This is a genomic window from Parabacteroides sp. FAFU027 (assembly GCF_022808675.1).
Lineage (GTDB): Bacteria > Bacteroidota > Bacteroidia > Bacteroidales > UBA7332 > CAXXIC01.
In genome coordinates this window covers 118181-144124 of the sequence record NZ_JAKZKV010000005.1, presented here as the reverse complement: position 1 = coordinate 144124, position 25944 = coordinate 118181, and the positions used below count along the sequence as shown (strand labels likewise).

At 43.9% G+C, this 25944-nt stretch carries 21 protein-coding genes; 16 read left to right on the top strand and 5 right to left on the bottom strand.

Features of this window, described 5'->3' with window-relative positions; genetic code table 11:
- The first annotated feature begins 23 nt into the window (after positions 1-23).
- From MLE17_RS09380 to MLE17_RS09330, 11 genes are all read left to right on the top strand, one after another.
- Positions 24-1922, top strand: a complete 1899-nt coding sequence (locus MLE17_RS09380) for an AMP-dependent synthetase/ligase (protein WP_243348532.1) — start codon at positions 24-26, stop codon at positions 1920-1922.
- A 22-nt stretch (positions 1923-1944) separates the two neighbouring features.
- On the top strand, positions 1945-3027 hold the full coding sequence (gene proB, locus MLE17_RS09375) for a glutamate 5-kinase (RefSeq protein WP_243348531.1): 1083 nt from the start codon (positions 1945-1947) through the stop codon (positions 3025-3027).
- 35 nt (positions 3028-3062) lie between these two features.
- Entirely contained in the window at positions 3063-3536 is a 474-nt protein-coding gene (locus MLE17_RS09370; RefSeq protein ID WP_243348530.1) for a GAF domain-containing protein, read from the top strand.
- A 110-nt stretch (positions 3537-3646) separates the two neighbouring features.
- The gene (locus tag MLE17_RS09365; protein WP_243348529.1) at positions 3647-5683 is read left to right on the top strand and encodes a transketolase family protein; all 2037 of its coding nucleotides are present in this window, start codon (positions 3647-3649) and stop codon (positions 5681-5683) included.
- 597 nt (positions 5684-6280) lie between these two features.
- On the top strand, positions 6281-6826 hold the full coding sequence (locus tag MLE17_RS09360) for a 4Fe-4S dicluster domain-containing protein (RefSeq protein WP_243348528.1): 546 nt from the start codon (positions 6281-6283) through the stop codon (positions 6824-6826).
- Positions 6827-6874: 48 nt separating this feature from the next.
- Entirely contained in the window at positions 6875-7723 is an 849-nt protein-coding gene (locus MLE17_RS09355; protein ID WP_243348527.1) for a CoB--CoM heterodisulfide reductase iron-sulfur subunit B family protein, read from the top strand.
- A 42-nt stretch (positions 7724-7765) separates the two neighbouring features.
- Positions 7766-9766, top strand: coding sequence for a CoB--CoM heterodisulfide reductase iron-sulfur subunit A family protein (locus MLE17_RS09350; RefSeq protein ID WP_243348526.1), 2001 nt, complete (start codon positions 7766-7768; stop codon positions 9764-9766).
- A gap of 58 nt (positions 9767-9824) precedes the next feature.
- Positions 9825-10283, top strand: coding sequence for a hydrogenase iron-sulfur subunit (locus MLE17_RS09345; protein ID WP_243348525.1), 459 nt, complete (start codon positions 9825-9827; stop codon positions 10281-10283).
- 28 nt (positions 10284-10311) lie between these two features.
- On the top strand, positions 10312-11127 hold the full coding sequence (locus tag MLE17_RS09340; RefSeq protein ID WP_243348524.1) for a 4Fe-4S dicluster domain-containing protein: 816 nt from the start codon (positions 10312-10314) through the stop codon (positions 11125-11127).
- A 4-nt stretch (positions 11128-11131) separates the two neighbouring features.
- The gene (locus MLE17_RS09335) at positions 11132-12133 is read left to right on the top strand and encodes a 4Fe-4S dicluster domain-containing protein (protein WP_243348523.1); all 1002 of its coding nucleotides are present in this window, start codon (positions 11132-11134) and stop codon (positions 12131-12133) included.
- Positions 12134-12348: 215 nt separating this feature from the next.
- Positions 12349-13227, top strand: coding sequence for an FAD/NAD(P)-binding protein (locus MLE17_RS09330; RefSeq protein ID WP_243348522.1), 879 nt, complete (start codon positions 12349-12351; stop codon positions 13225-13227).
- Between the two features lie 165 nt (positions 13228-13392).
- Here MLE17_RS09330 and MLE17_RS09325 read toward each other — a convergent pair whose 3' ends face one another.
- Positions 13393-14349: a hypothetical protein gene (locus MLE17_RS09325; RefSeq protein ID WP_243348521.1), complete on the bottom strand. Its 957-nt coding sequence runs from the start codon at positions 14347-14349 to the stop codon at positions 13393-13395.
- A gap of 114 nt (positions 14350-14463) precedes the next feature.
- Complete coding sequence (locus MLE17_RS09320) at positions 14464-15183, bottom strand: hypothetical protein (protein WP_243348520.1); 720 nt, start codon at positions 15181-15183, stop codon at positions 14464-14466.
- Positions 15184-15972: 789 nt separating this feature from the next.
- Between MLE17_RS09320 and MLE17_RS09315 the strand changes: the two genes are divergently transcribed.
- A complete protein-coding gene (locus tag MLE17_RS09315; protein ID WP_243348519.1) occupies positions 15973-16704 on the top strand; it encodes an ABC transporter ATP-binding protein in 732 nt (243 codons plus the stop codon).
- A gap of 92 nt (positions 16705-16796) precedes the next feature.
- Positions 16797-17915 (top strand): ABC transporter permease, encoded by a 1119-nt coding sequence (locus MLE17_RS09310; RefSeq protein WP_243348518.1) that lies wholly within the window; start codon positions 16797-16799, stop codon positions 17913-17915.
- 75 nt (positions 17916-17990) lie between these two features.
- Here the strand turns inward: MLE17_RS09310 and MLE17_RS09305 are convergent, their stop codons facing one another.
- The 3 genes from MLE17_RS09305 to MLE17_RS09295 all read right to left on the bottom strand — a co-directional run bounded on the left by MLE17_RS09305 (position 17991) and on the right by MLE17_RS09295 (position 21366).
- Positions 17991-18389, bottom strand: a complete 399-nt coding sequence (locus MLE17_RS09305; protein ID WP_243348517.1) for a hypothetical protein — start codon at positions 18387-18389, stop codon at positions 17991-17993.
- A 149-nt stretch (positions 18390-18538) separates the two neighbouring features.
- Complete coding sequence (gene htpG, locus MLE17_RS09300; protein WP_243348516.1) at positions 18539-20596, bottom strand: molecular chaperone HtpG; 2058 nt, start codon at positions 20594-20596, stop codon at positions 18539-18541.
- 227 nt (positions 20597-20823) lie between these two features.
- Positions 20824-21366 (bottom strand): DUF3124 domain-containing protein, encoded by a 543-nt coding sequence (locus MLE17_RS09295; RefSeq protein ID WP_243348515.1) that lies wholly within the window; start codon positions 21364-21366, stop codon positions 20824-20826.
- Between the two features lie 284 nt (positions 21367-21650).
- On the opposite strand from MLE17_RS09295, the gene MLE17_RS09290 reads away from it, so the two are divergent.
- From MLE17_RS09290 to MLE17_RS09280, 3 genes are all read left to right on the top strand, one after another.
- Complete coding sequence (locus tag MLE17_RS09290) at positions 21651-23588, top strand: YgiQ family radical SAM protein (protein WP_243348514.1); 1938 nt, start codon at positions 21651-21653, stop codon at positions 23586-23588.
- Between the two features lie 184 nt (positions 23589-23772).
- Positions 23773-23937 (top strand): hypothetical protein, encoded by a 165-nt coding sequence (locus MLE17_RS09285; RefSeq protein ID WP_243348513.1) that lies wholly within the window; start codon positions 23773-23775, stop codon positions 23935-23937.
- A 296-nt stretch (positions 23938-24233) separates the two neighbouring features.
- Positions 24234-25943, top strand: coding sequence for a glutamine--tRNA ligase/YqeY domain fusion protein (locus tag MLE17_RS09280; RefSeq protein ID WP_243348512.1), 1710 nt, complete (start codon positions 24234-24236; stop codon positions 25941-25943).
- The last annotated feature ends 1 nt before the right edge of the window (position 25944 follow it).

The following is a 25944-nucleotide window of genomic DNA, read 5'->3' as shown; positions in this document are numbered from 1 at the left end:
TATTTGAAACAGTATATCAAACTATGAAGAAAACCCTTGTCGATTTGTTTGAAGAGGCGGTGCAACAACATGCGCAACGTCCTTTTTTGTATGAAAAAACCGATAAGAAATATATAGAAACCACTTATGCCCAGACTCATGATCTGGTTTACCGAATGGGTGCCGGACTAAAGGCATTAGGTGTAGAAAAAAACGATAGAATAGCCTTGCTATCGGAAGGTAAAGGTTCCTGGATTATCAGCGAATTGGCGATGTTTTATGCCGGAGCGATTAATGTGCCTTTGTCCGTAAAACTGGAGGAGACTAATGATTTACTTTTCCGAATTGAGCACTCCGATGCGAAATATGTGATTGTTTCCGGGCAACAATTGCCAAAAATCCGAGCTATTAAGGATAAAATTCAGGCAGTGACGCAAATCGTTGTTCTGGATCATTTGGAAAAATACGAAGAGCGTGAGATGGCGCTTGCTGAGATTTACCGTTTGGGTAAAGTGTATTTTGAAACTCATTCAAAAGAAGAGTTTTTGCAAACGGCAAATGCCTTGCAGAATGATGATTACGCTACGATCACTTATACATCAGGTACTACCGCAGAACCAAAAGGTGTAATTTTGACTCATCGAAACTACACAGCTAATGTTGAGCAGTCGTTGTCTTTGCTTTCTATACCCCCGGGTTGGATAAATCTGATTATTCTACCTCTGGATCACTGCTTTGCCCACGTGGTCGGATTCTATATTTTCATGAAATGCGGAGGTGTTGTTGCATTTGTGCAAACCGGTAAAACACCTTTAGAAACGCTGAAAAACATACCTTTGAATATAAAGGAGGTAAAACCTCATCTTTTATTGAGTGTGCCAGCATTAGCCAAAAACTTCAAGAAGAATATTGAAAATGGTATTAAGGCAAAAGGCGGATTTACAGTAGGATTATTTAATCTGGCTCTTAAAACGGCGATCGCATACAATCAGGATGGTTGGAATAAAGGTGCCGGTTGGCGTATTGTCCTGAAGCCGTTCGTTTCTTTGTTTGACAAAATATTATTTTCTAAAATACGGGATAACTTTGGCGGAAACCTGCAATTCTTTGTAGGTGGAGGCGCATTGCTCGATAAAGATTTGCAACAATTCTATTACGCTCTGGGTATTCCAATGTTTCAGGGTTACGGACTGTCAGAAGCTACACCGGTAATTTCATCCAACGGACCGGTGAATCACAAATTTGGTTCATCCGGAGTGCTGGTTCAACCACTGGATATTAAGATTCTGGATAACGAAGGGAAAGAACTTCCACTCGGAGAAAAAGGCGAAATTGTTGTTCGTGGTGAAAATGTTATGGCCGGTTACTGGAAAAATCCGGCATCTTCGGCAGAAACAGTTCGTGAAGGTTGGTTATACACCGGTGATATGGGCTATATGGGCGAAGACGGCTATCTCTATGTGATGGGACGATTCAAGAGCTTACTGATTGGTAGCGATGGCGAGAAATACAGTCCCGAAGGTATTGAAGAGGCGATGGTTTCGCTTTCGCCGGCGATTGACCAGATCATGCTTTACAATAATCAGAATCCCTACACAGTCGCATTGATTGTTCCGAACAAAGAGTATTTGAAAAAACATATTCATCATCACCATGATTGGAATAGTGAAAAAAGTAGGGAAGAGGCAGTTCTGTTAATCAAACATGCTATTGATCAGTTTAAGGGAAAAGGACATCATGCCGGAATGTTTCCGGAACGTTGGTTGCCATCTACCTTTGCTATTCTGCCAGAGCCATTTACCGAGCAAAACCGCATGGTCAACAGTACCATGAAGATGGTTCGTGGGAAAATAGAGGAGGCATATGCCGCAGAATTGAATTATCTTTACACCGCGGAAGCCAAGAATCTGGCGAATCCGATGAACTGTAAGAATGTTTTTTGAGCGTTTGTTTAGATTAACATCAATGGAATATTTATTCAAAAGAATAGCCGTAAAAATCGGCAGTAACGTATTGACCCGCAAAGATGGAACGCTGGACGTAACCCGCATGTCTGCGTTGGTAGACCAGATTGCTGAACTTCACCACAATGGGGTAGAGGTGGTTTTGGTATCATCGGGAGCTGTGGCTTCCGGGCGCAGCGAGCTCAACGTAGATAAGAAACTCGATGCAGTTTCTGCCCGCCAGCTTTTCTCTGCTGTCGGACAAGCGAAACTGATTAATCGTTATTACGAAATGTTTCGCGATCACGGAATCGCCTGCGGGCAGGTGTTGACAACCAAGGATAGCCTTTCCACCCGTGTGCAATACCTCAATCAGAAAAACTGTATGTCCGTGATGCTGGAGAATCGTGTAATTCCAATTGTGAATGAGAATGATACGATTTCGGTGACGGAACTGATGTTTACCGATAATGATGAATTGTCAGGAATGGTCGCGACCATGATGGGGGCCGAAGCTCTGGTGATTCTGAGTAATATAGACGGAATTTACAACGGAAATCCGGCAGATCCGGAATCGGAAGTTATCCGCGAGATATTCAGTGCAAAACAGGATTTGTCCCAATATATACAAACACAGAAGTCTTCTTTTGGTCGTGGTGGAATGTTGACTAAATGTAACATTGCCCGTAAAGTAGCAGATGAAGGTATAACCGTGATGATTGCCAACGGAAAGAAAGATGGTATTTTGCCTGCATTATTAAGTGATAACGAGACGCTTTGCACCCGTTTCATTCCCGCTGAGAAACCGGTTTCTAATGTGAAAAAATGGATTGCCCATTCCGATGGATTTGCCAAGGGTGAAATTCACATCAATCAGGGAGCATACGACGCTATGTTGCAACCCAATGCGGTCAGTTTGTTACCTGTAGGTGTGGTGAAAATTGAAGGTGATTTTGAGAAAGATGACATCGTGAAGATTTTCAATCCTGATGGTGAACAGATTGGTGTTGGCCGCATTTCTGCGGACAGTGATAAGGCACGCGAATTAATCGGGCAGCAAGGCGCAAAACCTCTGATTCATTACGATTATCTCTATTTGGATTAATCCGGGCTTATTGTATTTTCTAAGATAATAATGAAATGGCAGAACAACTGAATATTCCTCATACCGGAGTTAAAAAGGATATTTATGAGGCAATTTTACCCCAGATTGAAGCATTAGTCAGTGGTGAAAAAGATTTAATTGCAAACATGGCTAATGTGTCGGCTGTGCTGAAGGAGGCCTTTCATTTTTTATGGGTTGGTTTTTATCTGGTAAAAGAAGAACAGTTGGTTTTAGGCCCGTTTCAGGGACCAGTAGCCTGTACGCGGATACAATATGGTCGGGGTGTTTGTGGAACGGCCTGGAAGCAACAGGCGGCGATTGTTGTACCTGATGTCGATGCTTTTCCCGGTCACATTGCCTGTAGCTCCCGTTCCCGCTCTGAAATAGTAATCCCAATGATTGCTGACAATAAGGTTTTTGCTGTGCTTGATATTGATAGTGAATTGCTAAACCGGTTTGATAAGGAAGATCTGAATTATCTTACTCAGATTTGCAATATGATCAACTAAAGAATTACGGAAAAAATTCTTTATAAAATGAGACGGACTGTGTTTGGTGTCTCTTTTTTTTCTACTTTTGCAGAATAAATGTACGATTTACACTTATATACTAATACACAATGAGTCAACTTAATGTATTAAACAGAGCAGCTGATAATATTCGTATTTTAGCTGCTGCTATGGTTGAGAAAGCAAAGTCAGGTCACCCGGGTGGTGCCATGGGTGGTGCAGACTTTGTAAACATTCTTTACTCTGAGTTTTTAACCTACGATCCAAAAGATCCTGAATGGATCAATCGTGACCGTTTCTTCCTAGATCCGGGTCACATGTCGCCAATGCTCTACGCTATTTTGAGCTTGACCGGCAAATTTACCATGGAAGAGTGTAGCAACTTCCGTCAGTGGGATAGCCCGACTCCGGGACACCCAGAGGTAGATGTTATGCGTGGTATTGAAAATACATCAGGTCCTCTTGGTCAGGGTCACGTAATGGCTGTGGGAGCTGCAATCGCTGAACGTTTCCTTTGTGCACGTTTCGGTGAGTGGATGAGCCACAAAACTTACGCGTTTATCTCTGACGGTGGTGTTCAGGAAGAAATTTCTCAGGGTGCTGGCCGTTTGGCTGGTCACTTGGGATTGCACAACCTGATCATGTTCTACGATAGCAACGATATTCAGTTGTCAACCGAAACATGGGCTGTAACCAAAGAAGATACTGCAAAAAAATACGAGGCGTGGGGCTGGAACGTATTGACTATCGATGGTAACAGTGCAGAAGCCATCCGCGGTGCTTTGACAATGGCTCATGCTGAAACAGAACGTCCTACCTTGATTATTGGTAAAACCATCATGGGTAAAGGTGCAGTTACTGAGTCTGGCGAAAGCTATGAGCGCAAATGTGCTACTCACGGTATGCCTCTGGGTGAAGCTGGTGCTTCTTTCGAAAAATCAATCGAAAACCTTGGTGGTGATCCTAAAAACCCATTCGTAATCTTCCCTGAAGTTGCTGATTTGTATGCTAAGCGTGCTGCTGAGCTTGAAAAAATCGCTGCTGAGAAAAAAGCAGAACAAGCTGCATGGGAAGCTGCTAATCCTGAATTGGCAGCTAAGCTGAAAAAATTCTTCTCTAAAGAAGCTCCAGCTGTTGATTACGCTAAAATTGCTCAGAAAGCTGATCAGGCTACACGTGCTGCTTCGGCTACTGTATTGGGCGTATTTGCTAAAGAGGTAGAAAACATGATTGTTTCTTCTGCTGACCTGGCTAACTCTGACAAAACAGACGGCTTCCTTAAAAATACTACTTTCTTCAAAAACAACGACTTCTCAGGTGCATTTCTGCAAGCTGGTGTTTGTGAGCTGACTATGGCTGCAATCATGAATGGTATTGCATTGCACGGCGGTGTAGTTTGTGCTTGTGGTACATTTTTCGTATTCTCTGACTACATGAAACCAGCTGTTCGTATGGCTGCTTTGATGCAATTGCCGGTTAAATATATCTGGACACACGATGCATTTCGTGTAGGTGAAGACGGTCCTACCCACCAGCCGATTGAGCAGGAAGCTCAGATCCGCCTGATGGAGCAACTGAAAAACCACCACGGCAAAAACAGTGCTTTGGTTCTTCGTCCTGCTGACGTTGAAGAGTGTACTGTAGCATGGAAAATGGCTATGGAGAACGTAGAAACTCCAACAGCTTTGATCCTGTCTCGTCAGAATATCAAAAACCTTCCTGCAGTAAGCGGAAATCGCTATGAAGAAGCTTTGCAGGCAGCTAAAGGTGCTTACATCGTTACTAAAGACGAAAAACCTGAAGTTGTATTGGTTGCTAACGGTTCAGAAGTTGCTTCTTTGGTTGCCGGAGCTGAATTGCTGAAAGAACGCAAAGGTATTCAGGTACAAATCGTTTCTGCTCCGTCTGAAGGTTTGTTCTTCAACCAGTCAAAAGAATACCAGGAAGAAGTTATTCCTTCTAACTTGCCTGTATTTGGTCTGACAGCCGGTCTTCCTTCTTCAATGTATCGTTTGGTAGGTAAAAACGGTATCGTTTGGGGCTTGGATCACTTCGGTTACTCTGCACCTTTCAAAGTGTTGGATGAAAAATTCGGTTTCACAGCTGAAAACGTATTCAACCAGGTTTCTGCTTTGCTGAATAAGTAATTAGCATAAATTCAAATCATACAAATCCCCGTTGGCTATTGCTGGCGGGGATTTTTTTGCTCTTTTCGCAGTAAAATAGAGCTCTTTCTCGAAAGTAGAATCAGTGTGTTGTATATCCGGAAATATTTCCATATTAATTATTTTTATTTTATCGTTTTTGTGCAAAACGGAAAATAAACTCCCTCTTAAGCTTCCCTTTTTTCGATTTCTTAAAGTCAATTTCCGCAGATTGCAGTCAAATTGCACACTTTTTACTTGGTGTGTGCAATTTATATTAGTTGTAAATAGTGGTTTGTATGTGTTTGTATATTAGGTGGGTGTCCGTTGTGTGTCTTTTTGTAAACCAATTTTTCTCCTGAAATAGACCAATTTTTCTACAAAAAATATTCGCGGAAAATATTGTCATGAATTTTTTTTGTTGCAGATTTGCAATGTCAGCATGACAAAATGCGATTTAAAATGCAATCTTGAGTTGACAAAAGCAAAACTAATTATCAGATTCACTGCTCATTAATCCAAAAAGTGTGCAGCGGAAATAGTGAGAAGTCGGATTTTAAGCTTCAACTAAGACTGAAAAACCTAAGATTTAAGATTTATATGGAAAAACACCAGGATGCGATTCAGGAATTGCAGCAACACACAGGCGTGAATGTGAACCGTTGTTACCAATGTGGTAAATGTACTGCAGGATGCCAGCTTGCAGATGAGATGGATTTTTCCCCTAGTTTATTGATGCACATGTTGCAGACCAGAGACGAGGAGTTGTTTCAACAGCTTTTGCATTCGAAGTCAATATGGCTGTGTGTAACTTGTGAGAACTGTGTTTCTCGTTGTCCGATGCAGATTAATATTCCGGAAATCATGGATTATTTACGCGAATTATCAGCAAAAGAACACAAAGTAAATATTGAGTCTCGCAATATTGTAGCTTTTCATCGGGCATTTCTAGATTCAATTAAGTTTACGGGACGTCTTTTCGAGATCGGTTTGATTGCAGGTTATAAAGCTCGTACATTCCGTTTGACCCAAGATGTGGAATTGGCTCCCAAGATGTATTCAAGAGGGAAATTACCGTTAATGCCCGAAATGATTAAAGATAAGAAGGGTGTTGCCAATCTCTTTTCTAGAACCCTTGCTAAGTAATAAATAAAAGCCTGACAAAACTACAAGTTATCTGATTACCATCAAATTATGAAGAAAGTTGGATTTTACCCCGGTTGTTCGCTGAAGGGTTCTGCTTCGGAGTATAATGCTTCCGTACTGGCTCTGGCGAAAGCGTTCGACCTAGAATTGACCGAAATTTCGGATTGGAATTGTTGCGGAGCCACTGCTGCACATAGCATGAATAAAGAACTTGCGTTGTCTCTTTCAGCCCGTATTCTTGCATTGGCAGAAAAAGACGGAATGAAAGAAATTGTCGTTCCATGTGCAGCCTGTTATAATCGTCTTTCTGTAGTTCAGCATCAACTGAATAACGATGCTGCGTTGAAAGAACGCATTAGTGATATGATAAAAATGCCTATCAGTGGCAATTTGCAAATTCTGAATGTCATGCAGATGATAGACAAGTTTGTCGTAGAACGTCTTGAGGAAAAAGTAACTTCCGCATTTACCAAAAAGGTAGCTTGCTATTACGGCTGTCTGCTGGTTCGTCCTCATGATATTCTGAAATTCGACCGTGTGGAGGACCCACAATCCATGGATATCCTGATGAAAAAGGCAGGTGCAGAGACGATTGACTGGGCTTATAAAACCGAATGTTGCGGTGCCGGTTTCTCTGTTTCAAGAACCGATATCGTAGCGAAACTTTCCGGAAATATCGTGAAGGATGCAGCAGACCGTGGCGCAGAAGCGATTATTGTGGCTTGTCCGATGTGCCAGTCGAACCTCGATATGCGCCGTCCGCAAATCAATGAATACCTGAAAGCGAAAATTAATATTCCTGTGCTTTATATCACGCAGGCGATTGGTCTGGCAGTCGGACTGAGCGCTGAAGAAGTAGGTCTGAAAAAGCACTTTGTTCCCGCTGAATTTGCCTGATAAGGGCTCATCTTCAAATTTTCAAATCCTCAAATTATCATCATGTCGAAAATAGGAGTATTTATTTGCCATTGCGGTGAAAACATCAGCGCTACAGTAGATTGTGAAAAGGTGGCCGAAGCCGCATCAAAAATTGATGGGGTAGAGGTTTCGACCGACTACAAATATATGTGTTCCGACCCGGGACAGACTTTGATTAAAAATGCAATTAAGGAAAAAGGGTTGACCGGTGTGGTTGTTGGAGCCTGTTCTCCGCGCATGCACGAGCCAACTTTCCGCAAAGCCTGTGCCGAAGCGGGATTGAACCCTTACCTCTGTGAAATGTCAAACCTTCGCGAACATTGTTCATGGGTTCATGAGAAAAGCGAAGAGACTACAGATAAGGCAATTGACCTCGTCCGTATGTTGGTGGAGAAGGTTAAGAAGAACAAACCTTTGAATCCCATCAAAGTGCCTATCACCAAAAAAGCCCTCGTGATTGGTGGTGGTATTGCAGGTATCCAGGCTGCGCTTGATATTGCCAATGCGGGTCAGCAGGTAATTATGGTGGAAAAAGAACCTTCCATCGGCGGTCACATGTCGCAGTTGTCCGAGACTTTTCCTACTCTTGACTGTTCGCAGTGTATCCTTACTCCGCGTATGGTGGAGGTGGCTCAACACCCGAATATCAAGCTTTATACTTATGCCGAATTGGAGCATCTGGAGGGCTTTATCGGAAACTTCAAAGCAACCATTCGCCTGAAAGCTAAGAGTGTAGACCCGAAACTCTGTACCGGTTGCGGAATGTGTACGACCAAATGTCCGAGCAAGAAGATTCCGAGCGAGTTCAATGAAGGTCTGGGTATGCGCACTGCTATCTACACGCCATTCCCTCAGGCAGTTCCCAATAAGCCGGTGATTGACCGCGCTAACTGTACTTACTATCAGAAAGGCAAATGTAAAGTTTGCCAGAAAATATGTCCGACCGGTGCGATTGAATATGATAAACCCGACGAATTCATCACCGAAGAAATCGGTGCGGTAGTCGTGGCAACCGGATTCAACGTGTTGAAAACCGATTTCTTCCCCGAATATGGTTATGGAAAATACGCTGATGTAATCACCGGATTGCAGTTTGAGCGTCTGGCTTCTGCATCAGGTCCAACACTGGGTGAAATCCGTCGTCCGTCGGATGGTAAAATCCCGCAGAAGATTGTATTTATCGCTTGTTCCGGCTCGCGTGACCCGGCAAAAGGCATTCCATATTGCTCGAAAATCTGCTGTATGTACACCGCTAAACATGCAATGCTGTATCAGCACAAGGTTCACCACGGCGAGTCGTATGTCTTCTACATGGACATTCGCGCAGCGGGAAAAAATTATGACGAATTTGTACGCCGTGCCATTGAAGATGATGGTGTAAACTACATCCGCGGCCGTGTAGCCCGTATTTACGAGAAAGACGGCAAGCTGATTGTAAAAGGAGCAGATACGCTCCTTGGCGCAAAACCGGTTGAAATCGAAGCCGACATGGTGGTACTTGCCACTGCCGGTGTATCAAATCCGGGTGCGGAAGAGTTAGCTCAACGTCTGCACGTATCTTACGATTCTTACAAGTTCTTTGCCGAAGCTCACCCGAAACTCAAACCGGTGGAAACCAACACGGCAGGTATTTTCCTATGTGGTGCCTGTCAGGCTCCGAAGGATATTCCCGAAACGGTGGGGATGGCATCCGGTGCGGCAGCAAAAGTTATCGGTCTGTTCTCCAACAGTGAACTGACCCGCGAACCGGTAGTTGCTGTTGTAAACCGATCAGCGCCTCCGGTATTCTCTACCTGTGTGGGCTGCTTTATGTGCGAAACGGCTTGTCCGTACAATGCCATCGAGCACGAAGAGATTAAAGGTCGAAACGGTCAGGTCATCAAAACTGTAGCCAAAGTAAACCCGGGCCTTTGTCAGGGATGCGGTACCTGTGTTGCCTTCTGTCGTTCCAAATCCATTGACATTCAGGGATTCTCTAACGAGCAGATGTTTGCCGAAGTAATGGCATTGTTGAATGACTAAAGAGACCACCTGAGAGTCGGAATAGTAAATTGTAAATGAATAAATTGTAAATTAAAATATGTCAGAATTTGAACCGAAAATCGTAGCCTTCGTCTGCAACTGGTGTACCTATGCCGGCGCCGATTTGACGGGAACCAGCCGGATTAAATATGCTTCGAATGTGAAGATTGTCCGCTTCCCGTGTACCGGTCGTATTGACTTCATGTTGCTGCTGAAAGCCTTTTCAGAAGGCGCTGACGGCATCATTGTATCGGGATGCCACCCCAACGACTGTCACTATACATCGGGTAATTTCCATGCCCGTCGCCGCTGGTTGATTTTCCGCAGCCTGCTCAACTTCCTCGGTATTGATGTTAACCGTATCCAGTATTCGTGGGTGTCGGCTGCCGAAGGTGCCAAATGGGCAGAAGTGGTCAACACAACCGTGACCAAAGTTCGTGAGTTAGGTCCTTACACCGAATACCGAAAAGCCGCTGATTATGTGGAACAACAAGAAAGGGAGGTTTTCAATGGTTGATACAATGATGGCAGAAAAAACAACTGCCGTGAAAAATACATTTTCAAGTGAACTGAGCCAAAAAGTCGCTTCCATGCTGGAATCTGGTGAGGTGCAACTGGTGATTGGCTACGAGGAGGGCACCAAACGTCCGCGTCCGTGCTTTATCTCGGATGCTGCGGATGCCGGAAAATTGATTTTTGACGAACGTTGTACCGGAAACCTTACCGTTTACCTGACTAAAAAAGAGTTGATTGGCGATAGCAAGGTTGTAGTGACTGCGTCCTATTTTGCATTACGCAGCATTCTCCGTTTATTGACAGAGAATCAGGTGAATCTGGAGAAACTGGTGGTGCTGACTGTCTCTGCTGAAGGCCACTTGATTCAGTTTGAAACGACAGATGATATTGCCGCTTTCATCAAGAGTGCGCCGGTTCCTGCCCGTGAAGACGACCAGGTATTGATGCAAAAACTGGAAGCGATGAGCCGCGAAGAGCGTTGGGAATTCTGGTCCGAAGAGCTTTCCAAATGCTTCAAATGCTACGCCTGCCGTGCGGCCTGTCCGATGTGCTATTGTACAAAATGTGTTGTCGAAGAGAACCGTCCGCAATGGATTCAGCCCTGGGCGAGCACATTGGCCAATATCGAATGGCACATCAACCGCGCCATGCACATGACTGGCCGCTGCTCTGACTGTGGAGCTTGTGGCTCGGCTTGTCCGCTGGGATTGCCGGTACATTTACTTTCGAAGAAGATTACGGAAGAGGTGGAAACGAGCTTCGGCATGAATCTGAATGATACCTTGCAGGGCGGAAATGCGCTTTCGACTTTCAAACCAGAAGATAAAGAAACGTTTATAAAATAAGAAAATGGAGAAGCGTTTTATCAGTCAACCTTCGCTCGTGCGTTGGTTAGACAAACTCAATAGCGAGGGAAAACACATCTATGCACCGGTGAAAAAGGGTGGTGAAAGAGTTGATTTCGGTCGTATCTCATCGGTTGACCAAGTCTCTTTTGACCATGTTCAGACGACTCAGTCAGCCAAGTCCGTAGCATTCCCCCGTACTGAGGTTTTATTTTCCTACCAAAAAGAAAAAGGAAAAGTACAGCTCGATAATTTTGACCCGGAGAAGATGCCATCGACTGTTGTTTTCGGTCTGCATCCGTGCGATGCGGCGGCGTTCAATCCGCTGACGGCCATCTTCAGTTGGAACAGCCGTGATGAACTTTACGATGCACGTCTGGAGCGTACTTTCATCGTCACGTTCAGTTGTACAAAGGCGGATGAGTCTTGTTTTTGTACTTCGGTAAATGGTGGCCCGGGAAATACTACCGGAAGTGACATTCAGCTTACTCCGGTCAAAGAAGGTTTCCTCGTGGAAATTCTGACCGAAAAAGGAATAGCTTTGGTGAAAGCCAATGAAGATTGTTTCGAAGCCGACCGTGGTGAGGTGAAAGAGGATTATCTGGCTAAATTGCCGTTGAAGTTTGATGTGAAAGCCGTACAGGAACGCCTGAATACCGCATTTGACAGCCCGATCTGGAAGAAACAGTCGCAGCGTTGTCTAGGTTGCGGGGCATGTGCTTTCGTTTGTCCTACCTGTGCCTGCTTCGATATTCAGGAAGATGCGCACGGAGCTAAAGGTAAACGCCTGCGTTGCTGGGACTCTTGCGGTTTCGCGCTGTTTACGCTGCATACTTCCGGACACAATCCCCGCGAAGTGCAGGCCCAGCGCTGGCGTCAACGTCTGTTGCACAAATTCTCTTATATGCCTGAGCGTCTTTCTGTTCGCGGCTGTACAGGTTGCGGTCGTTGCTCACGCGCTTGTCCGGTGGATATGAATATCTCGGAACACTTAGGCTCTATCTAAATCGCAGATGTTGAACCCCTTCAGGGTTCTGTCCCAATGAAATCTATTTTCCACGGGTTTTACCCGTGGTTATTGAAGTTCAATCCTTTCAGGATTTCTCCAAAACCACGAAGTGGTTTAATCTGAATAACCCCGGGTATAGCCCGGGGAGTCACAAAAACGGTAAAAACCGAACCCTGAAGGGGTTCAACAGCATCTCAATAAAGTATTGAATTATGGAAAACACTCAGTTAGTAGAAACTCCACATACCCATACTCATCAGGACAATATCTATCTTCCGTACCTGATGACCATTGATAAAGTAACGCAGGAAGCTCCCGGCGTGAAGACCTTCCGCCTGAAGTTTCAGGATGAAGCGGAAGCCGAGCGTTTCGACTTCAAAGCCGGACAGTTTGGCGAATATTCAGCGTTCGGGGAAGGGGAGAGCACCTTCTGTATCGCGTCGTCACCTACCCGCAAAGGCTATATCGAATGTACATTCCGTGAAGCCGGTAAGGTGACTTCATCGCTCGCAAAGCTGGAAGAAGGTGATACAATGGGCTTTCGTGGCCCTTACGGAAATACCTTTCCCCTTGACCAGTGGAAGGGTAAAAACCTCCTCTTTATCGCCGGTGGTATCGCGTTACCTCCTATGCGTTGCGTGATCTGGAACGCGCTCGATACCCGCGAAAACTTCAAAGACGTATCCATCCTCTACGGTGCCCGTTCGGTGAATGACCTGGTGTATAAGCACGAACTGGAAGAGTGGCACGACCGTGAAGATGTCAATCTGGTAACGACCGTTGACCCGGGTGGCGAGACGCCTGACTGGAAAGGGGAGGTGGGTTTTGTTCCTTCTATACTTGAAAAAATGAATCCATCCAGCGAGAATACCATCGCTATCGTGTGTGGCCCTCCCGTGATGATTAAATTTACTTTCCCGGTTTTGTATAAGCTGGGATTTACGCCTGATAATATCTACACGACGCTCGAAAACCGTATGAAGTGCGGTGTCGGCAAATGTGGTCACTGTTATGTGGGCAAAGTCTGCATCTGTAAGGACGGTCCGGTGTTTACCGGTGCCGAGCTCGAAAAGATGCCGGCGGAATATTGATTGATAAGTGCGAAGAGGCAATCCTGGTGTGTGGGGATTGCCTCTTTTGTTTTTGATAAGGCTGAAAGCTTTTCTGGTTTTAAAACTGACAGTTTAAGTTTCAGTCTGTACCTTGAACTAGCTGCTGACTGTGAAAACTAGACTTGGAGTATTGGGCGAGCGCTTTTAATCTGGATAAATATTTTGACACTTATTGATTATAGCTTCAAATTTAGCTGCAGTTCTCCAACTAAAGTTTAGTTTTTCTGAGGCTTGGAATTCAGCTTGTCGTATCATATCTCCGTATTCTTTTTTCATATCAAAGCATTTGAAATATTCTCTATTGGAAATGAAAGATGTGAATTCCTTTGGTTTGATTTTTCCATTCTCTATCAAATTCTCGTTTATATATTTCTTGACATTCGGATGATTGAAGATTATTTCTTTTAAGCTCTTATTATGTTCTAAAGAAAATTCGTTCCATTTTTTATTATATTCATCAGTCCACTTTACCAAATAGACACATTCATCAAAGTCTGAATGTTTTATATAAGAATCTTCTACTGTGCTTCCATGCCAAGTATGAACTTTTATATCAAATAGTTCCGAAAGACTTTTTGAAAAGTTATCTGTGTTTTTATCTGATAAATCAAAAACTTCATCTCTGAAATATATATTTAATAAGAATAATGCAGCCATAGCACGAAGTAGGTGCTTGATATTGCCTTTAGAAAGATTTGCTGTACGATGGTGTTTAACGGCTTGATATGCCCTTTTCCAGTCAGCACCGCTAGTTCCTCTTTTATTTGCTTTGTTAAGGGGAGTTAATACTTTATTTTCATAATTCTTAAAATAGAAATTTGGGGATGTAACCAAAACTTGTTTTTTACTGAGAAGCCATTTGCGTTCTAATAATTCAATACAATCCGTGTCAAAAAATAAGTCTTTATCAGAAGGTTCTATTCCTCCAATAATGAAATATAGTTCTTTTGCTATTGCCTCGATTTCAACAGAACATCTGATTAGTAACTCTGAAAGCTTAACTGAATAAATTAAAATCTGAGTATCATCAAAATGAACCTGATTAGATAATTCGATAATTTCTCGCTCGAGATTTTTGTAAACGGGCCAATATAAATTCATAATAGTATTCCAGTTTTATATTAGAAAGTTGTGAGATGTTTCAATCGATAAATTTGACATACCATGAAAAGAGAAAAAGGGACGATCCCTCACAACCGTCCCCATTCCCAAATCTCATTGAGCCGCAGCACCCGTATCATCTTTCGAATGACTACCTTCGGCATTCACCCGTTTGAGTAATTCAGTAACGGTATATTCCTTCAGCTTCAGGTCGTCCACGCCGCGGAAGAGCGAGCGGGCCGTGGTGAAGACTGTTGAGAGCATATCCCACAGCTCGTTGTAATCCTTGATGTTGGAGGCAGTGGCGTTGTTGCGCTCGTTGATCATGCTGTTTTGTTGGGTGTTGAGCTGGTCGATCTCTGTTACGGCAGCCGAAAGAGAGTCGATAAACTCCTGTTTCAGCCCTTTTGCCAAGAGAATCGTTTTGTTGCGGTTGATGTTTTTCAGTATCGTCTGCATGGAGGCAATGACACCTTCGTCGTTACCCTTGCTGATGGCATCGCGCACCGCTTTTATACCGAAGCTTTCTGCCGGGATGTCCATCGCGCTTCCGGCCAGATTGAGGTATCCTTCGAGCTTATTAAGCTGGGGGCGGAGGGCTTTTTCCTTATCAAGGAGTTGAGTGGTAAGGGCTTTCAATAGTTTGGTTGTGATACCCGAGCTTTCCAGTTCCATACAATAGTTTCGTTTCGTGCTGAGCTGGGTAATAAACTCTTCGCTAAACTCCGGCGAATATTCCCTGAAGAGCACCAGATCCCTGATCAGACTCTCTTTGACAAAACCGGCAATGGCCGGAACTTCTTCTGTTTTACAATGAAAATTAACTTGTTCCATAACAATGAATTTAATGTTAATGAAGTGATTTATATTGTATTAAGGTCATATCTTATTTCAGTTGCTAATCGTGTCCTCTAGCTTTCGAAGGTTGTCCTCTAGGTTTCGAAGGTCATCCTCTAGGTTTCGAAGATCGTCCTCTAGGTTTCGAAGGTCGTCCTCTAGGTTTCGAAGGTCGTCCTCTAGGTTTCGAAGGTCGTCCTCTAGGTTTCGAAGGTCATCCTCTAGGTTTCGAAGATCGTCCTCTAGGTTTCGAAGGTCGTCCTCTAGGTTTCGAAGATCATTCTCTAGGTTTCAACGTCTTCTTCACATTTCGGGAATACCTGACTTCGGTTGTCTTGTTTCGCCTTTCCAGGTGGTATGGGGAAATTATTAATGACGAAGAACGCAATTTTGAAGGCAGGGCTTATCTAAAAGGTATTTTCAGATTTTACCTACATTGATGAACTGTCTAAATGCAAAGATATTGTTTTGTTTGACATAAACTGTTTTATGTGTTGAGTTTATTGTTAAAATTATTTTTGTTGAATGATGCAGTTAGAAGCCTCTGTAATTGACGGAGAGTGACATCTGTTTAGGTAGAATGCACTGTTTTTGGATATTCGGTATGGAAATTCTAGTCAGCGGAAATCCGGTATTAACCCTGCTGTCATTTGATTCTCAAAAACCTATAATAAACGCCATGGATTAGAAAGATTCCGAACAAATCAGGTTATATTTGGTTCTGAAATGAGGCTGTCGAAGTGATCGTATTACAAAAAGGCAGCAATATCCTATTTTTTTAAGCAAATGGAATATATCGTAGAAATAAGTGGCGTGAAGAAGTCCTTTAAGGATGTACACGCCGTAAAAGGAGTCAGTTTCGCCATCAAACCGGGGGAATTTGTCGGACTTTTGGGACCTAACGGCGCCGGAAAGACCACGTTGGTAGAGATGATCGAAGGACTCCAGCAACCTGATGACGGGGATATCCGCATTGCAGGCAAACGCTGGAAAACGCACCAAAAAGAGTTGCATCAACTTATCGGGCTTTCGTTGCAGGAGACAAAGTTTATTGACCGGCTGACAGTGCTGGAGACGGCAAAACTCTTCGCCAGCTTTTACAATCTCAACTCAAAACGGGTGGATGAAGTGATCGAACTGGTAGGTCTTCAAGAAAAGGGGAAAGCCTATGTCAACAACCTTTCCGGTGGTCAACGCCAACGTCTGGCTTTAGGGATTGCGGTACTCAATAAACCTTCGGTACTGCTGCTTGACGAACCGACTACCGGTCTTGACCCGCATGCCCGCCGTGAAATCTGGATGATCCTGAAGAATCTCAAGGAGGAGATGAATACTTCCCTGATCCTGACGACGCACTACATGGAAGAGGCGGAGTATCTCTGCGACCGGATTATCATGATGGACCACGGTTCCATACTGGCCGATGGACCTTTGCCCGAATTGCTTCGTCAGTTTGACGATGCCCGTAATCTTGACGAGCTGTTTATCAATATGACGGGAAGGCATTTATACGAGTAATCTAAGTAAGAGGGATTGAGGAAATGAAGGATTGAGGGTATTATCTCCTTCTAACGACTTTTACTCCATCTAACTACATAAATAAAGAAGTAATGATTCAAAAAATAACAAACCATCAATTATACAGGCTCATTTCGGCCCACATACTGGAGATTGTCCGTGAACCAGCGGTACTTTTCTGGGGTATTATCTTTCCCATTCTGATGGCGTGGGGACTGGGCATTGCCTTTTCCAATAAAAAAGACATAAACCGGGAGGTGGCGTTGATTCTTCCTCAGGGGATTAGTTCTATTCACCAGTCTGCACTGGGAGATATCATCGAGCATTATCCTTCAAAGACAAACGGGGATTTCTATTTGCCTCTTAAGAATGCAAAGCTCGGAGATGTAAATCTTACCTTTCATCCTTATACGCAGGAAGAAGCTAATGTGCAGTTGAAGAAGGGGACAGTCAGCCTGATAGTGTTGATCGACAAAGGTAAACTTTACTATCACTTCGACCCTGCCAATGCCGATGCACAGTTGCTTTATCAGTTGGTGAAAGGAGTGGTCAATAACGGGCCGCAATACTATTCGTCGCATCAGGAGGAGATAAAGCCGCTTACCCTTGCCGGGACGCGTTACATAGACTTCCTGCTCCCGGGATTGCTGGCGATGGGGATCATGATGTCCACCTCGTGGGGGATCAGTTATACGTTGATTGAAAGACGTTCGAAGAAATTGCTCCGCCGCATGGTGGCTACTCCGATGAAGAAATCGAACCTGCTCATTGCCCTGATTTCGGCACGTTTCATCATGAATGTGATGGAAGCTTCGCTGCTATTCTTGTTTGCCTGGCTCTATTTCGATATGCAGGTGCAGGGAAATCTATTCGCATTGGCACTGTTGTTTATTTCCGGAAATATGGCCTTTGCCGGTATATCCATCCTGATTTCCTCACATACCTCCAATACCGAAGTGGGTAATGGTTTGATCAATGCCGTGGTGACACCGATGATGGTGCTTTCGGGGATTTTCTTCAGCTACACCCATTTCCCGGAATGGACTTTGCCATTTATCAAGAACCTGCCACTTACCATGCTGGCAGACGGTGTGCGAAGCATTTTCAATGAAGGAGCGGGATTGTTTGAGGTCTGGAAGCAGATCGCCATATTATCCGTAACGGGTATTGTTTCCTTTATTATCGGATTGAAGATTTTCAAATGGTATTAACCCTGTTCCCCAATAAAAACGAAACGGCCTCAAATGCTTCAGTCGAGTATTTGAGGCCGTTTCATTTCGGGATATTTATTTTTCCTGATTTTCAGGAGCTTTGTTATTTAGTGGTTTCTCCATTTTATGTTTACGCATTTCCATATTACGATTGCGCATCTTGTCTTTAAGAGTGAGGTATTCACGGAATTGCTCCGGTGTCAATACCTTTTCCATTTCCTGATCTTTTTTATACTTGTATTCGCCGGCCTTCATCATTTCCTTCCTAAGTTCCTCCATCTTCTGCGCGAAACGCATATTGATATCAGTCACTTTCTTCATTTGATCATCTGTCAGCTTGAGTCTTTTTTGCATCATTTCAGCCTGTTTTGATGCTCGTTGTTCCGGGGATAACATTTTGTCCCTGGGCGGTTGTGCTACTGCTCCGAGGGCAATCATTACCATCATGAGCACGGATAATAGTCTTGTTTTCATATTCGTGTAAATTAAATGAATGAATAGTTTGGAATAAATCACTGTTCTTTTGATGCTGGAAAACGGAAAAGGTTAAATGAAAAGTAAAAAAAAAGCAGCAGATCAATGAAGACCTGCTGCCATTATGTTGTGATTTAATGCTGTGATAATTAAAGCAATTCCACGCTACGCTTGATGAAGTTGCTGAGCGATTCGCCTTTCAGCATACCATTTGAAAGAAGAGCGATGTCGATCATCTGGCGAACAAGCTTATTATCACTTGCGTATTTTGCCAGTATATTGTTACGTTGAGCTTCCAAATCGCTTACCTGTTTTTCAACTGCTTCAATCTCTTCTTTTTCAGCTGAAGGAATCTCGTCAGCTTTCAGTTTTTCGTGTTTCTTTTTTAGCTCCGCCTTTTTGCTTTTAGCGCTTTCAAGTTCTGTAATAACCGGAGAAAGCGTATCGCTGCATGAGCTGTGTTGCTCACTGATTACGCGTTTGAAGAGAGCATGATCCGTGTTCAGCACCAGGTTGTAGCTATCAGGCAGTTCGCCATAGAAGCTCATACCACCCTGCATAGCCGACATCTCTTTCATACGGCGCAGATACTCGCTTTGGGTAATGATTACCGGTTGGTTATCTGCACCCAATGCTTCGAATGCTACGATGAAGTCTCTTTTTTCGTCTTTCGGCAGTTGCGAGCTGAATACCTGCTGCATCGCTTCGCGCTCATTTTCAGAGATCGTAACTTTGTTCTTGTTCTCTTTTTTGATCAGGTTGTCCACTACGTCAGAGTCAACACGCACGAATTGGCTCTTCTCAAACTTCTGCTCAAGTTTTCCCAGGAAGTGCACATCCAGCGGACCGTCCATCAGCAATACATCATACCCTTTGGTACGTGCTGCATCGATATAACTATACTGATGTTCTTTGTCGGTGGTGTAGAGGTAGATCAACTGATCGTCTTTATCTTTCTGGCTTTCACCAATCAACGTTTTATATTCTTCGAAGGTGAAGCATTGGCCTTCCGTATTCTTCAACAATGCGAATTTCTCGGCACGCTCATAGAATTTCTCTTCGGTGAGCATTCCGTATTCCACGAATACTTTCAGGCTGTCCCACTTCTCTTCGTACTGCTTGCGGTCTTCTTTGAAAATCTCCTGCATGCGGTCAGAAACCTTCTTGGTGATGTGGTTTGAGATCTTCTTGACATTTGCATCACTCTGCAGGTAAGAGCGGGACACGTTTAATGGAATATCCGGTGAGTCGATCACACCGTGCAGCAATGTCAGGAATTCCGGCACAATACCTTCTACAGAGTCGGTGACAAAAACCTGGTTGCAGTAAAGCTGGATTTTATTGCGGGTAGGCTCTATGTTTGCCTTGATTTTCGGGAAATAGAGAATACCGGTCAGGTTGAACGGATAATCCACGTTCAGGTGAATCCAGAACAGCGGTTCTTCAGACATCGGATAAAGATCGCGGTAGAATTTCTTGTAATCCTCTTCTTTCAGTTCGCTTGGCTTTTTAGTCCATGCCGGAGCAACATCGTTGATCTGTTTTTCTTTTTCAGTGTCAACGTATTTGCCGTCTTTCCACTCTTGCTCTTTACCGAATATAACGGCAACAGGCAGGAACTTACAATATTTCTTTAACAGTCCTTCGATGCGGGACTCTTCGAGGAACTCTTTGTTTTCATCGTCGATGTAGAGGATGATATCGGTTCCGCGGTCGTTGCGGGTAGTCGCTTCAAGTACATATTCAGGATTGCCTTCACAGCTCCATTTCATGGCCTGAGCACCCTCTTTGTGTGACCGGGTAACGATTTCCACCTTTTTAGCCACCATAAATGAGGAGTAGAAACCGAGACCGAAGTGTCCGATGATGGCAGCCGCATCGTTTTTGTATTTATCCAGAAACTCTTCAGCACCGGAGAAAGCAATCTGATTGATGTATTTGTTGATTTCTTCTTCAGTCATACCGATACCGCGGTCAGAAACGGTCAGCGTGCCTTTGTCTTTGTCAATGCTGACGCTGACTTTTAGTTCCCCAAGTTCTCCTTTGAATTCGCCTACAGAGGAGAGCGTTTTCAGTTTCTGAGAAGCATCCACAGCATTTGAAACCAACTCGCGGAGGAAAATCTCGTGATCACTGTACAAAAATTTCTTGATGACGGGGAAAATGTTGTCGGTAGTTACCCCAATGTTTCCTTTTTGTGTAGCCATTGTCTTTATCTTTTTATGATTTGATTAAATGTCAGGTTCGAAAACCGGTTACTATTTATCAAATAGAGTGCCATGGGGGAGAAGTATGACATTTTTGCGTAGATTGAAGTGAAGTCTGTCAAAATGGATATGTTTTCGTTGCATCAATCAGTGCAATGATGGATTTTCGGATAACAAAAAAGCCACAGACGATAAAGTCTCTGTGGCTTGACATAGAATTAATGATGTTATTTCATCTCCCGTATTACTTTGCCTGTGCTCGAAAATGATACCCCCTGCCCATGTGTGAGACCAAGCATAACAGACTCAATAAGAGGTTCATTTACCGGAATATCAGACATCCATTCAACAAGGAAGTTAGCGCCGGTGCCGCTCTGATCCTTTTCCGGTATAAAATAATTTGTAGAACCTAATGGTTGTACATTGACCGGTTTAGGTAAATAGTTTGCCACCAGTTTTCCGTCATTGTTGAAAAACAAGACTTTAGTAATCCGGATCGGATGATTCAGGTCCGTATTGTGAATAGCCACAAAGGCGCTCAGATCAAATTGCTTTGATTGCTTGTGGTAGGGAACATTGGAGTAAACCGGAATATAGAGCACTTGTCCCCGAAGCTTTTTCGCGTCACTGTTTTCTTTGATAATCAGTGATTTTGGATCAAATGGGAGGTTTCTTTGCTTTTTTTCGGGTTGGTGCTCATCCTTATTTGTGCATGACATGACTCCGAGCAGGCTAAGTGTAAGGATAAAAATTATCGCTGGATATTTCATAATCTATTGTATTCCTGTGTTTTGCTAAAAGTAATATTGATATTGGGCTTTTGCCCATTGTTATAACTGCAAATATGTCTGATTTGTTGTGTTGGCTATTTCCTGTTATTCGGTGATTTTAGAAGTATCTCAAAGTTAATCATTTTCATGGTATTTACCCGGTCTTATTTATCCGTCAGAACCCCATCCTTTTGATTATCCGTACTTTTGGCGTAATTTTGTTATCTTTTTGATAGACAAAAGCTATCTTCTAAGATACGATAATTCTGAAAAATAGATTGCAAATGCGCACATACGACCTGAAGCAATGGCTTCCGACAACGAAAAAAGAGATGGAACTGAGAGGATGGGATTCGGTGGATGTCATCCTGTTTTCGGGTGATGCTTACGTGGATCATCCCTCTTTTGGCATTGCCGTGGTAGGCCGTATTTTGGAGTCGGAAGGCTTGCGCGTGGCCATTGTACCGCAACCCAACTGGCGCGATGACTTGCGCGACTTCAAAAAGCTGGGGCGCCCTAATCTTTTCTTCGGCATCTCTGCCGGATGTATGGATTCGATGGTTAATCATTACACCGCCAACAAGCGCCTGCGTTCAGACGATGCCTATACACCCGATGGAAAGCACGGTATGCGTCCGGATATGCCGACCATTGTTTACAGCAATATATTGAAGGAACTTTATCCTGACGTGCCGATTATGGTCGGAGGAATAGAGGCTTCATTACGCCGCTTGTCTCATTATGATTATTGGGAAGACAGGTTGCGCCCCTCTATACTGGCGGATTGCAAGGCCGATTTGCTGGTGTACGGGATGGGGGAACAGCCGCTACGGGAGCTGGTGAAGCGGCTTCACAACGGAGAGTCATTTGCCCAAATCAGGGATCTTCAGCAAACGGCTTATCTGGTCAATAATGAAGAATTAAGAATTAAGAATGATGAAGATATCGAGCTGTTTCCCCATGAAGAATGCCTGAAAGACAAGCTCAAACAGGCAAAGAACTTCCGTCATATCGAAGAAGAGTCCAATGCGGGCGAACCCAAGCGCATATTGCAACGCATTGGCAAACAGACCGTAGTAGTCAATCCTCCTTACCCGACAATGACATCTACGGAGATTGATGCCTCATTTGATTTGCCTTATACACGATTGCCTCATCCGAAATACAAGGGTAAGACGATACCTGCCTACGAGATGATTAAATTTTCCGTTAATCTGCATCGGGGGTGTTTTGGCGGATGTGCTTTTTGCACCATCTCGGCGCATCAGGGCAAGGCAATTGCCTCACGTTCGAAAGAGTCTATTCTAAATGAGGTGAAAAAGATCTCCCAAATGGAGGACTTCAAAGGTTACCTCAGCGACCTGGGTGGTCCATCTGCCAATATGTATCGAATGCAGGGAAAGGACCTGAAAATTTGCAGGAAGTGCCGGAAGCCATCTTGTATTTCACCCGTTATTTGTAAAAATCTGAATATGGATCACCGCCCATTGATGGAGATTTACAAAGCGGTGGATGCTTTGCCCGGGATGAAAAAGTCATTTATCGGCAGCGGAGTGCGCTATGACCTGTTGCTACACCGGGACAAAGACGAGGCGATTAACAATGCAGCCCGTCAATATACGGAGGAGTTGATTGCCAATCACGTCTCAGGTCGACTTAAAGTAGCACCTGAGCATACATCAGATAATGTGCTGAAAATGATGCGAAAACCATCGTTTAAACTGTTTGAGGAGTTCAAGCGCCTGTTTGACCGGATCAATGATGAGAAAATGCTTCGTCAGCAGTTGATTCCCTACTTCATTTCCAGCCATCCCGGGTGTGGCGAAGCAGATATGGCAGAACTTGCAGCACATACCCGCAAGCTGAATTTTCACCTTGAACAGGTGCAGGATTTTACCCCTACGCCGATGACGCTTGCCACGGAGATGTTTTACACCGGTTATCACCCTTATACTTTAGAGAAGGTTTTTGCTGCTCATAGCAAAGAGGAAAAACTGGCTCAACGCCAATATTTCTTTTGGTATCAACCGGAGTATCGCCAACAGATTATCCGTTCGTTACGGAAAATAGATAGACCTGATTTGATTAATACACTCTACGGACAGAATATTGCTGCACCGCTTAATAATAAAGGGGAAAATAAGCCCGGCACTAACGAAAATATTAAAACAAAAGGAACTTCAAAAATATTTTCACGAGAACGGAAGGGTGGTAAGAGATAAGAGGGTTTCATTCGTTATTACCTCTAGGTAAACCGCATGCTAATGATACACTAAGACTATTTAAAGAAGATAAAAACGAGATACTAATAAGAGATCAAAGAGAGATAAAACAAGGATATTACACCAATAATATCTGTTATATTCCTGTCTTATCTCTGTTATATCCCTGCTTTATGCCTGTTATATGTTTTCATGTACTACCACTCAGGCAGGAGATAGGTATGGGGAACAACCGGGCTGTCTTGCAGAATTTAAGAAGAAGGTCTTTATGCTATTCTCTGGCTCGACCGGAGTCAGAGAATTTATGGCAATCGACCGAAAACGATTGTTTATGGATAATGCAGGTTAAATACAACTTAAAGCAAACCTATATACAAACCTATCTGAATCTTACCTCCGGAATCTCAGCATCCCATTTTGGGGCAAGTGCTATAATAACATGTATAGGATGCATATCAACCTGATATTAAAAGTGTCTATATTCGGGTTGTTATAATCCTTAGTGATTTGACTACGTATTATTATCAATATCGCTCTTTCAGACGGTAATTTTTACTTCATAATGACTTTTGATTACTGTCGGCCGTAAAAAATCACTATTTTTGCGATTCTATTCGCATTAAGGAAATATTAAATATAACAGGCATGTCAATTATTGAAGACGAAACAGGCAAACGAAGTCTGAACTTTATTGAAGCTTTCGTAGAAAGTGATTTAAAAGAAGGAAAGAACGGTAACAGGGTACATACACGTTTCCCGCCCGAGCCAAATGGCTATCTGCATATCGGCCACGCAAAAGCAATCTGTCTTGATTTTGGCATTGCCCAGCAATACGGAGGTAAATGCAACCTCCGCTTTGACGATACCAACCCGACTAAAGAGGATGTAGAATACGTTGACTCTATTATGGAGGACATTCACTGGTTGGGATTTGACTGGGAAGATCGCCTCTTCTATGCCTCGGATTATTTTGGCAAACTTTTTGATTTTGCCAATCAACTGATAAAATCGGGTCTGGCTTATGTGGATGACCAACCGGCCGAGGAAATCAGCAAGCAGAAAGGTACCCCTACACAGCCGGGTACTGACAGTCCATTCCGCAGCCGTTCTGTAGAGGAGAACCTTGATCTTTTTGCCCGTATGAACCAGGGCGAATTTGAAGAAGGTAGCCGTGTGCTTCGTGCGAAAATCGATATGAGTTCGCCGAATATGCACTTCCGCGACCCGATCATTTACCGCATTATCAAATACCCACACCACCGCACCGGAGAGGCGTGGAAAGTATATCCGATGTACGACTTCGCACACGGTCAGTGTGACTTCTTCGAAGGAATCACTCACTCATTGTGTACGCTCGAATTTGAAGTACACCGTCCGCTCTACGACTGGTTTGTCACTCAACTGAAAGATGAAGATAACGATTACCGCCCGCGTCAGATCGAGTTTAACCGACTGAACCTGACTTACACCGTGATGAGTAAGCGCAAATTGCTCCAACTGGTACAGGAAGGTTTGGTAAAAGGTTGGGATGACCCCCGTATGCCGACGCTTTGCGGTCTTCGTCGCCGTGGATATACACCGGAATCTATCAAAAACTTCATTAAGAAAATCGGATACACCAAAGTGGACGGTATGATAGATGTTTCGTTACTGGAGCACAGCGTTCGCGAGCATCTGAACCAGATTGCTACCCGTATCTCTGCTGTAATAGATCCGGTGAAACTGATCATTACCAATTATCCGGAAGATAAAGTGGAAATGATGGAAGCGATTGATAATCCGGAATTGCACGAAGAGAGCCCGGTACACGAAATTCCGTTTACCCGCGAACTTTACATTGAGCGCGATGACTTTATGGAGAATCCTCCGAAGAAATATTTCCGCATGACACCGGGCAATGAGGTTCGCCTGAAAAGCGCTTACATCGTGAAGTGTACCGGATGCAAGAAAAACGAAGAGACCGGAGAAGTCGAAGAGATCTACTGCGAATACGATCCGCAAACCCGTAGCGGTATGCCCGAAGCTGACCGTAAGGTTAAAGGCACGCTTCACTGGGTGTCAGCCGTGAAGAGTATTCCTGCAGAAGTGCGCATCTATGATCGCCTTTTCAATGTGGAAAATCCGGCGGAAGAGACGGAGAAAGATTTCCGTGAACTGCTGAATCCCGATTCACTGAAAGTGCTGACCAATTGTCGCATCGAACCGTACGCTGAAAAAGCGCAACCCGGTGACCGCTTCCAGTTTCAGCGCATCGGCTATTTTAATGTGGACAAAGATTCTCAGCCCGGCAAACTGGTATTTAACCGTACTGTTTCGTTGAAAGATACCTGGGGTAAAGTAAAAGGAAAAGAATAAC

Bases quoted from the DNA above. Each gene is read 5' to 3' on its own strand.
- MLE17_RS09350 (WP_243348526.1), top strand. From the start codon at position 7,766: ATGTCGAAAATAGGAGTATTTATTTGCCATTGCGGTGAAAACATCAGC.
- htpG (WP_243348516.1), bottom strand. From the start codon at position 20,596: ATGGCTACACAAAAAGGAAACATTGGGGTAACTACCGACAACATTTTC.
- MLE17_RS09315 (WP_243348519.1), top strand. From the start codon at position 15,973: ATGGAATATATCGTAGAAATAAGTGGCGTGAAGAAGTCCTTTAAGGAT.
- MLE17_RS09360 (WP_243348528.1), top strand. From the start codon at position 6,281: ATGGAAAAACACCAGGATGCGATTCAGGAATTGCAGCAACACACAGGC.
- MLE17_RS09290 (WP_243348514.1), top strand. From the start codon at position 21,651: ATGCGCACATACGACCTGAAGCAATGGCTTCCGACAACGAAAAAAGAG.
- MLE17_RS09305 (WP_243348517.1), bottom strand. From the start codon at position 18,389: ATGAAAACAAGACTATTATCCGTGCTCATGATGGTAATGATTGCCCTC.
- MLE17_RS09320 (WP_243348520.1), bottom strand. From the start codon at position 15,183: ATGGAACAAGTTAATTTTCATTGTAAAACAGAAGAAGTTCCGGCCATT.
- MLE17_RS09285 (WP_243348513.1), top strand. From the start codon at position 23,773: ATGTTTTCATGTACTACCACTCAGGCAGGAGATAGGTATGGGGAACAA.
- MLE17_RS09345 (WP_243348525.1), top strand. From the start codon at position 9,825: ATGTCAGAATTTGAACCGAAAATCGTAGCCTTCGTCTGCAACTGGTGT.
- MLE17_RS09295 (WP_243348515.1), bottom strand. From the start codon at position 21,366: ATGAAATATCCAGCGATAATTTTTATCCTTACACTTAGCCTGCTCGGA.
- MLE17_RS09370 (WP_243348530.1), top strand. From the start codon at position 3,063: ATGGCAGAACAACTGAATATTCCTCATACCGGAGTTAAAAAGGATATT.
- MLE17_RS09310 (WP_243348518.1), top strand. From the start codon at position 16,797: ATGATTCAAAAAATAACAAACCATCAATTATACAGGCTCATTTCGGCC.
- MLE17_RS09280 (WP_243348512.1), top strand. From the start codon at position 24,234: ATGTCAATTATTGAAGACGAAACAGGCAAACGAAGTCTGAACTTTATT.
- proB (WP_243348531.1), top strand. From the start codon at position 1,945: ATGGAATATTTATTCAAAAGAATAGCCGTAAAAATCGGCAGTAACGTA.
- MLE17_RS09355 (WP_243348527.1), top strand. From the start codon at position 6,875: ATGAAGAAAGTTGGATTTTACCCCGGTTGTTCGCTGAAGGGTTCTGCT.
- MLE17_RS09365 (WP_243348529.1), top strand. From the start codon at position 3,647: ATGAGTCAACTTAATGTATTAAACAGAGCAGCTGATAATATTCGTATT.
- MLE17_RS09325 (WP_243348521.1), bottom strand. From the start codon at position 14,349: ATGAATTTATATTGGCCCGTTTACAAAAATCTCGAGCGAGAAATTATC.
- MLE17_RS09330 (WP_243348522.1), top strand. From the start codon at position 12,349: ATGGAAAACACTCAGTTAGTAGAAACTCCACATACCCATACTCATCAG.
- MLE17_RS09380 (WP_243348532.1), top strand. From the start codon at position 24: ATGAAGAAAACCCTTGTCGATTTGTTTGAAGAGGCGGTGCAACAACAT.
- MLE17_RS09335 (WP_243348523.1), top strand. From the start codon at position 11,132: ATGGAGAAGCGTTTTATCAGTCAACCTTCGCTCGTGCGTTGGTTAGAC.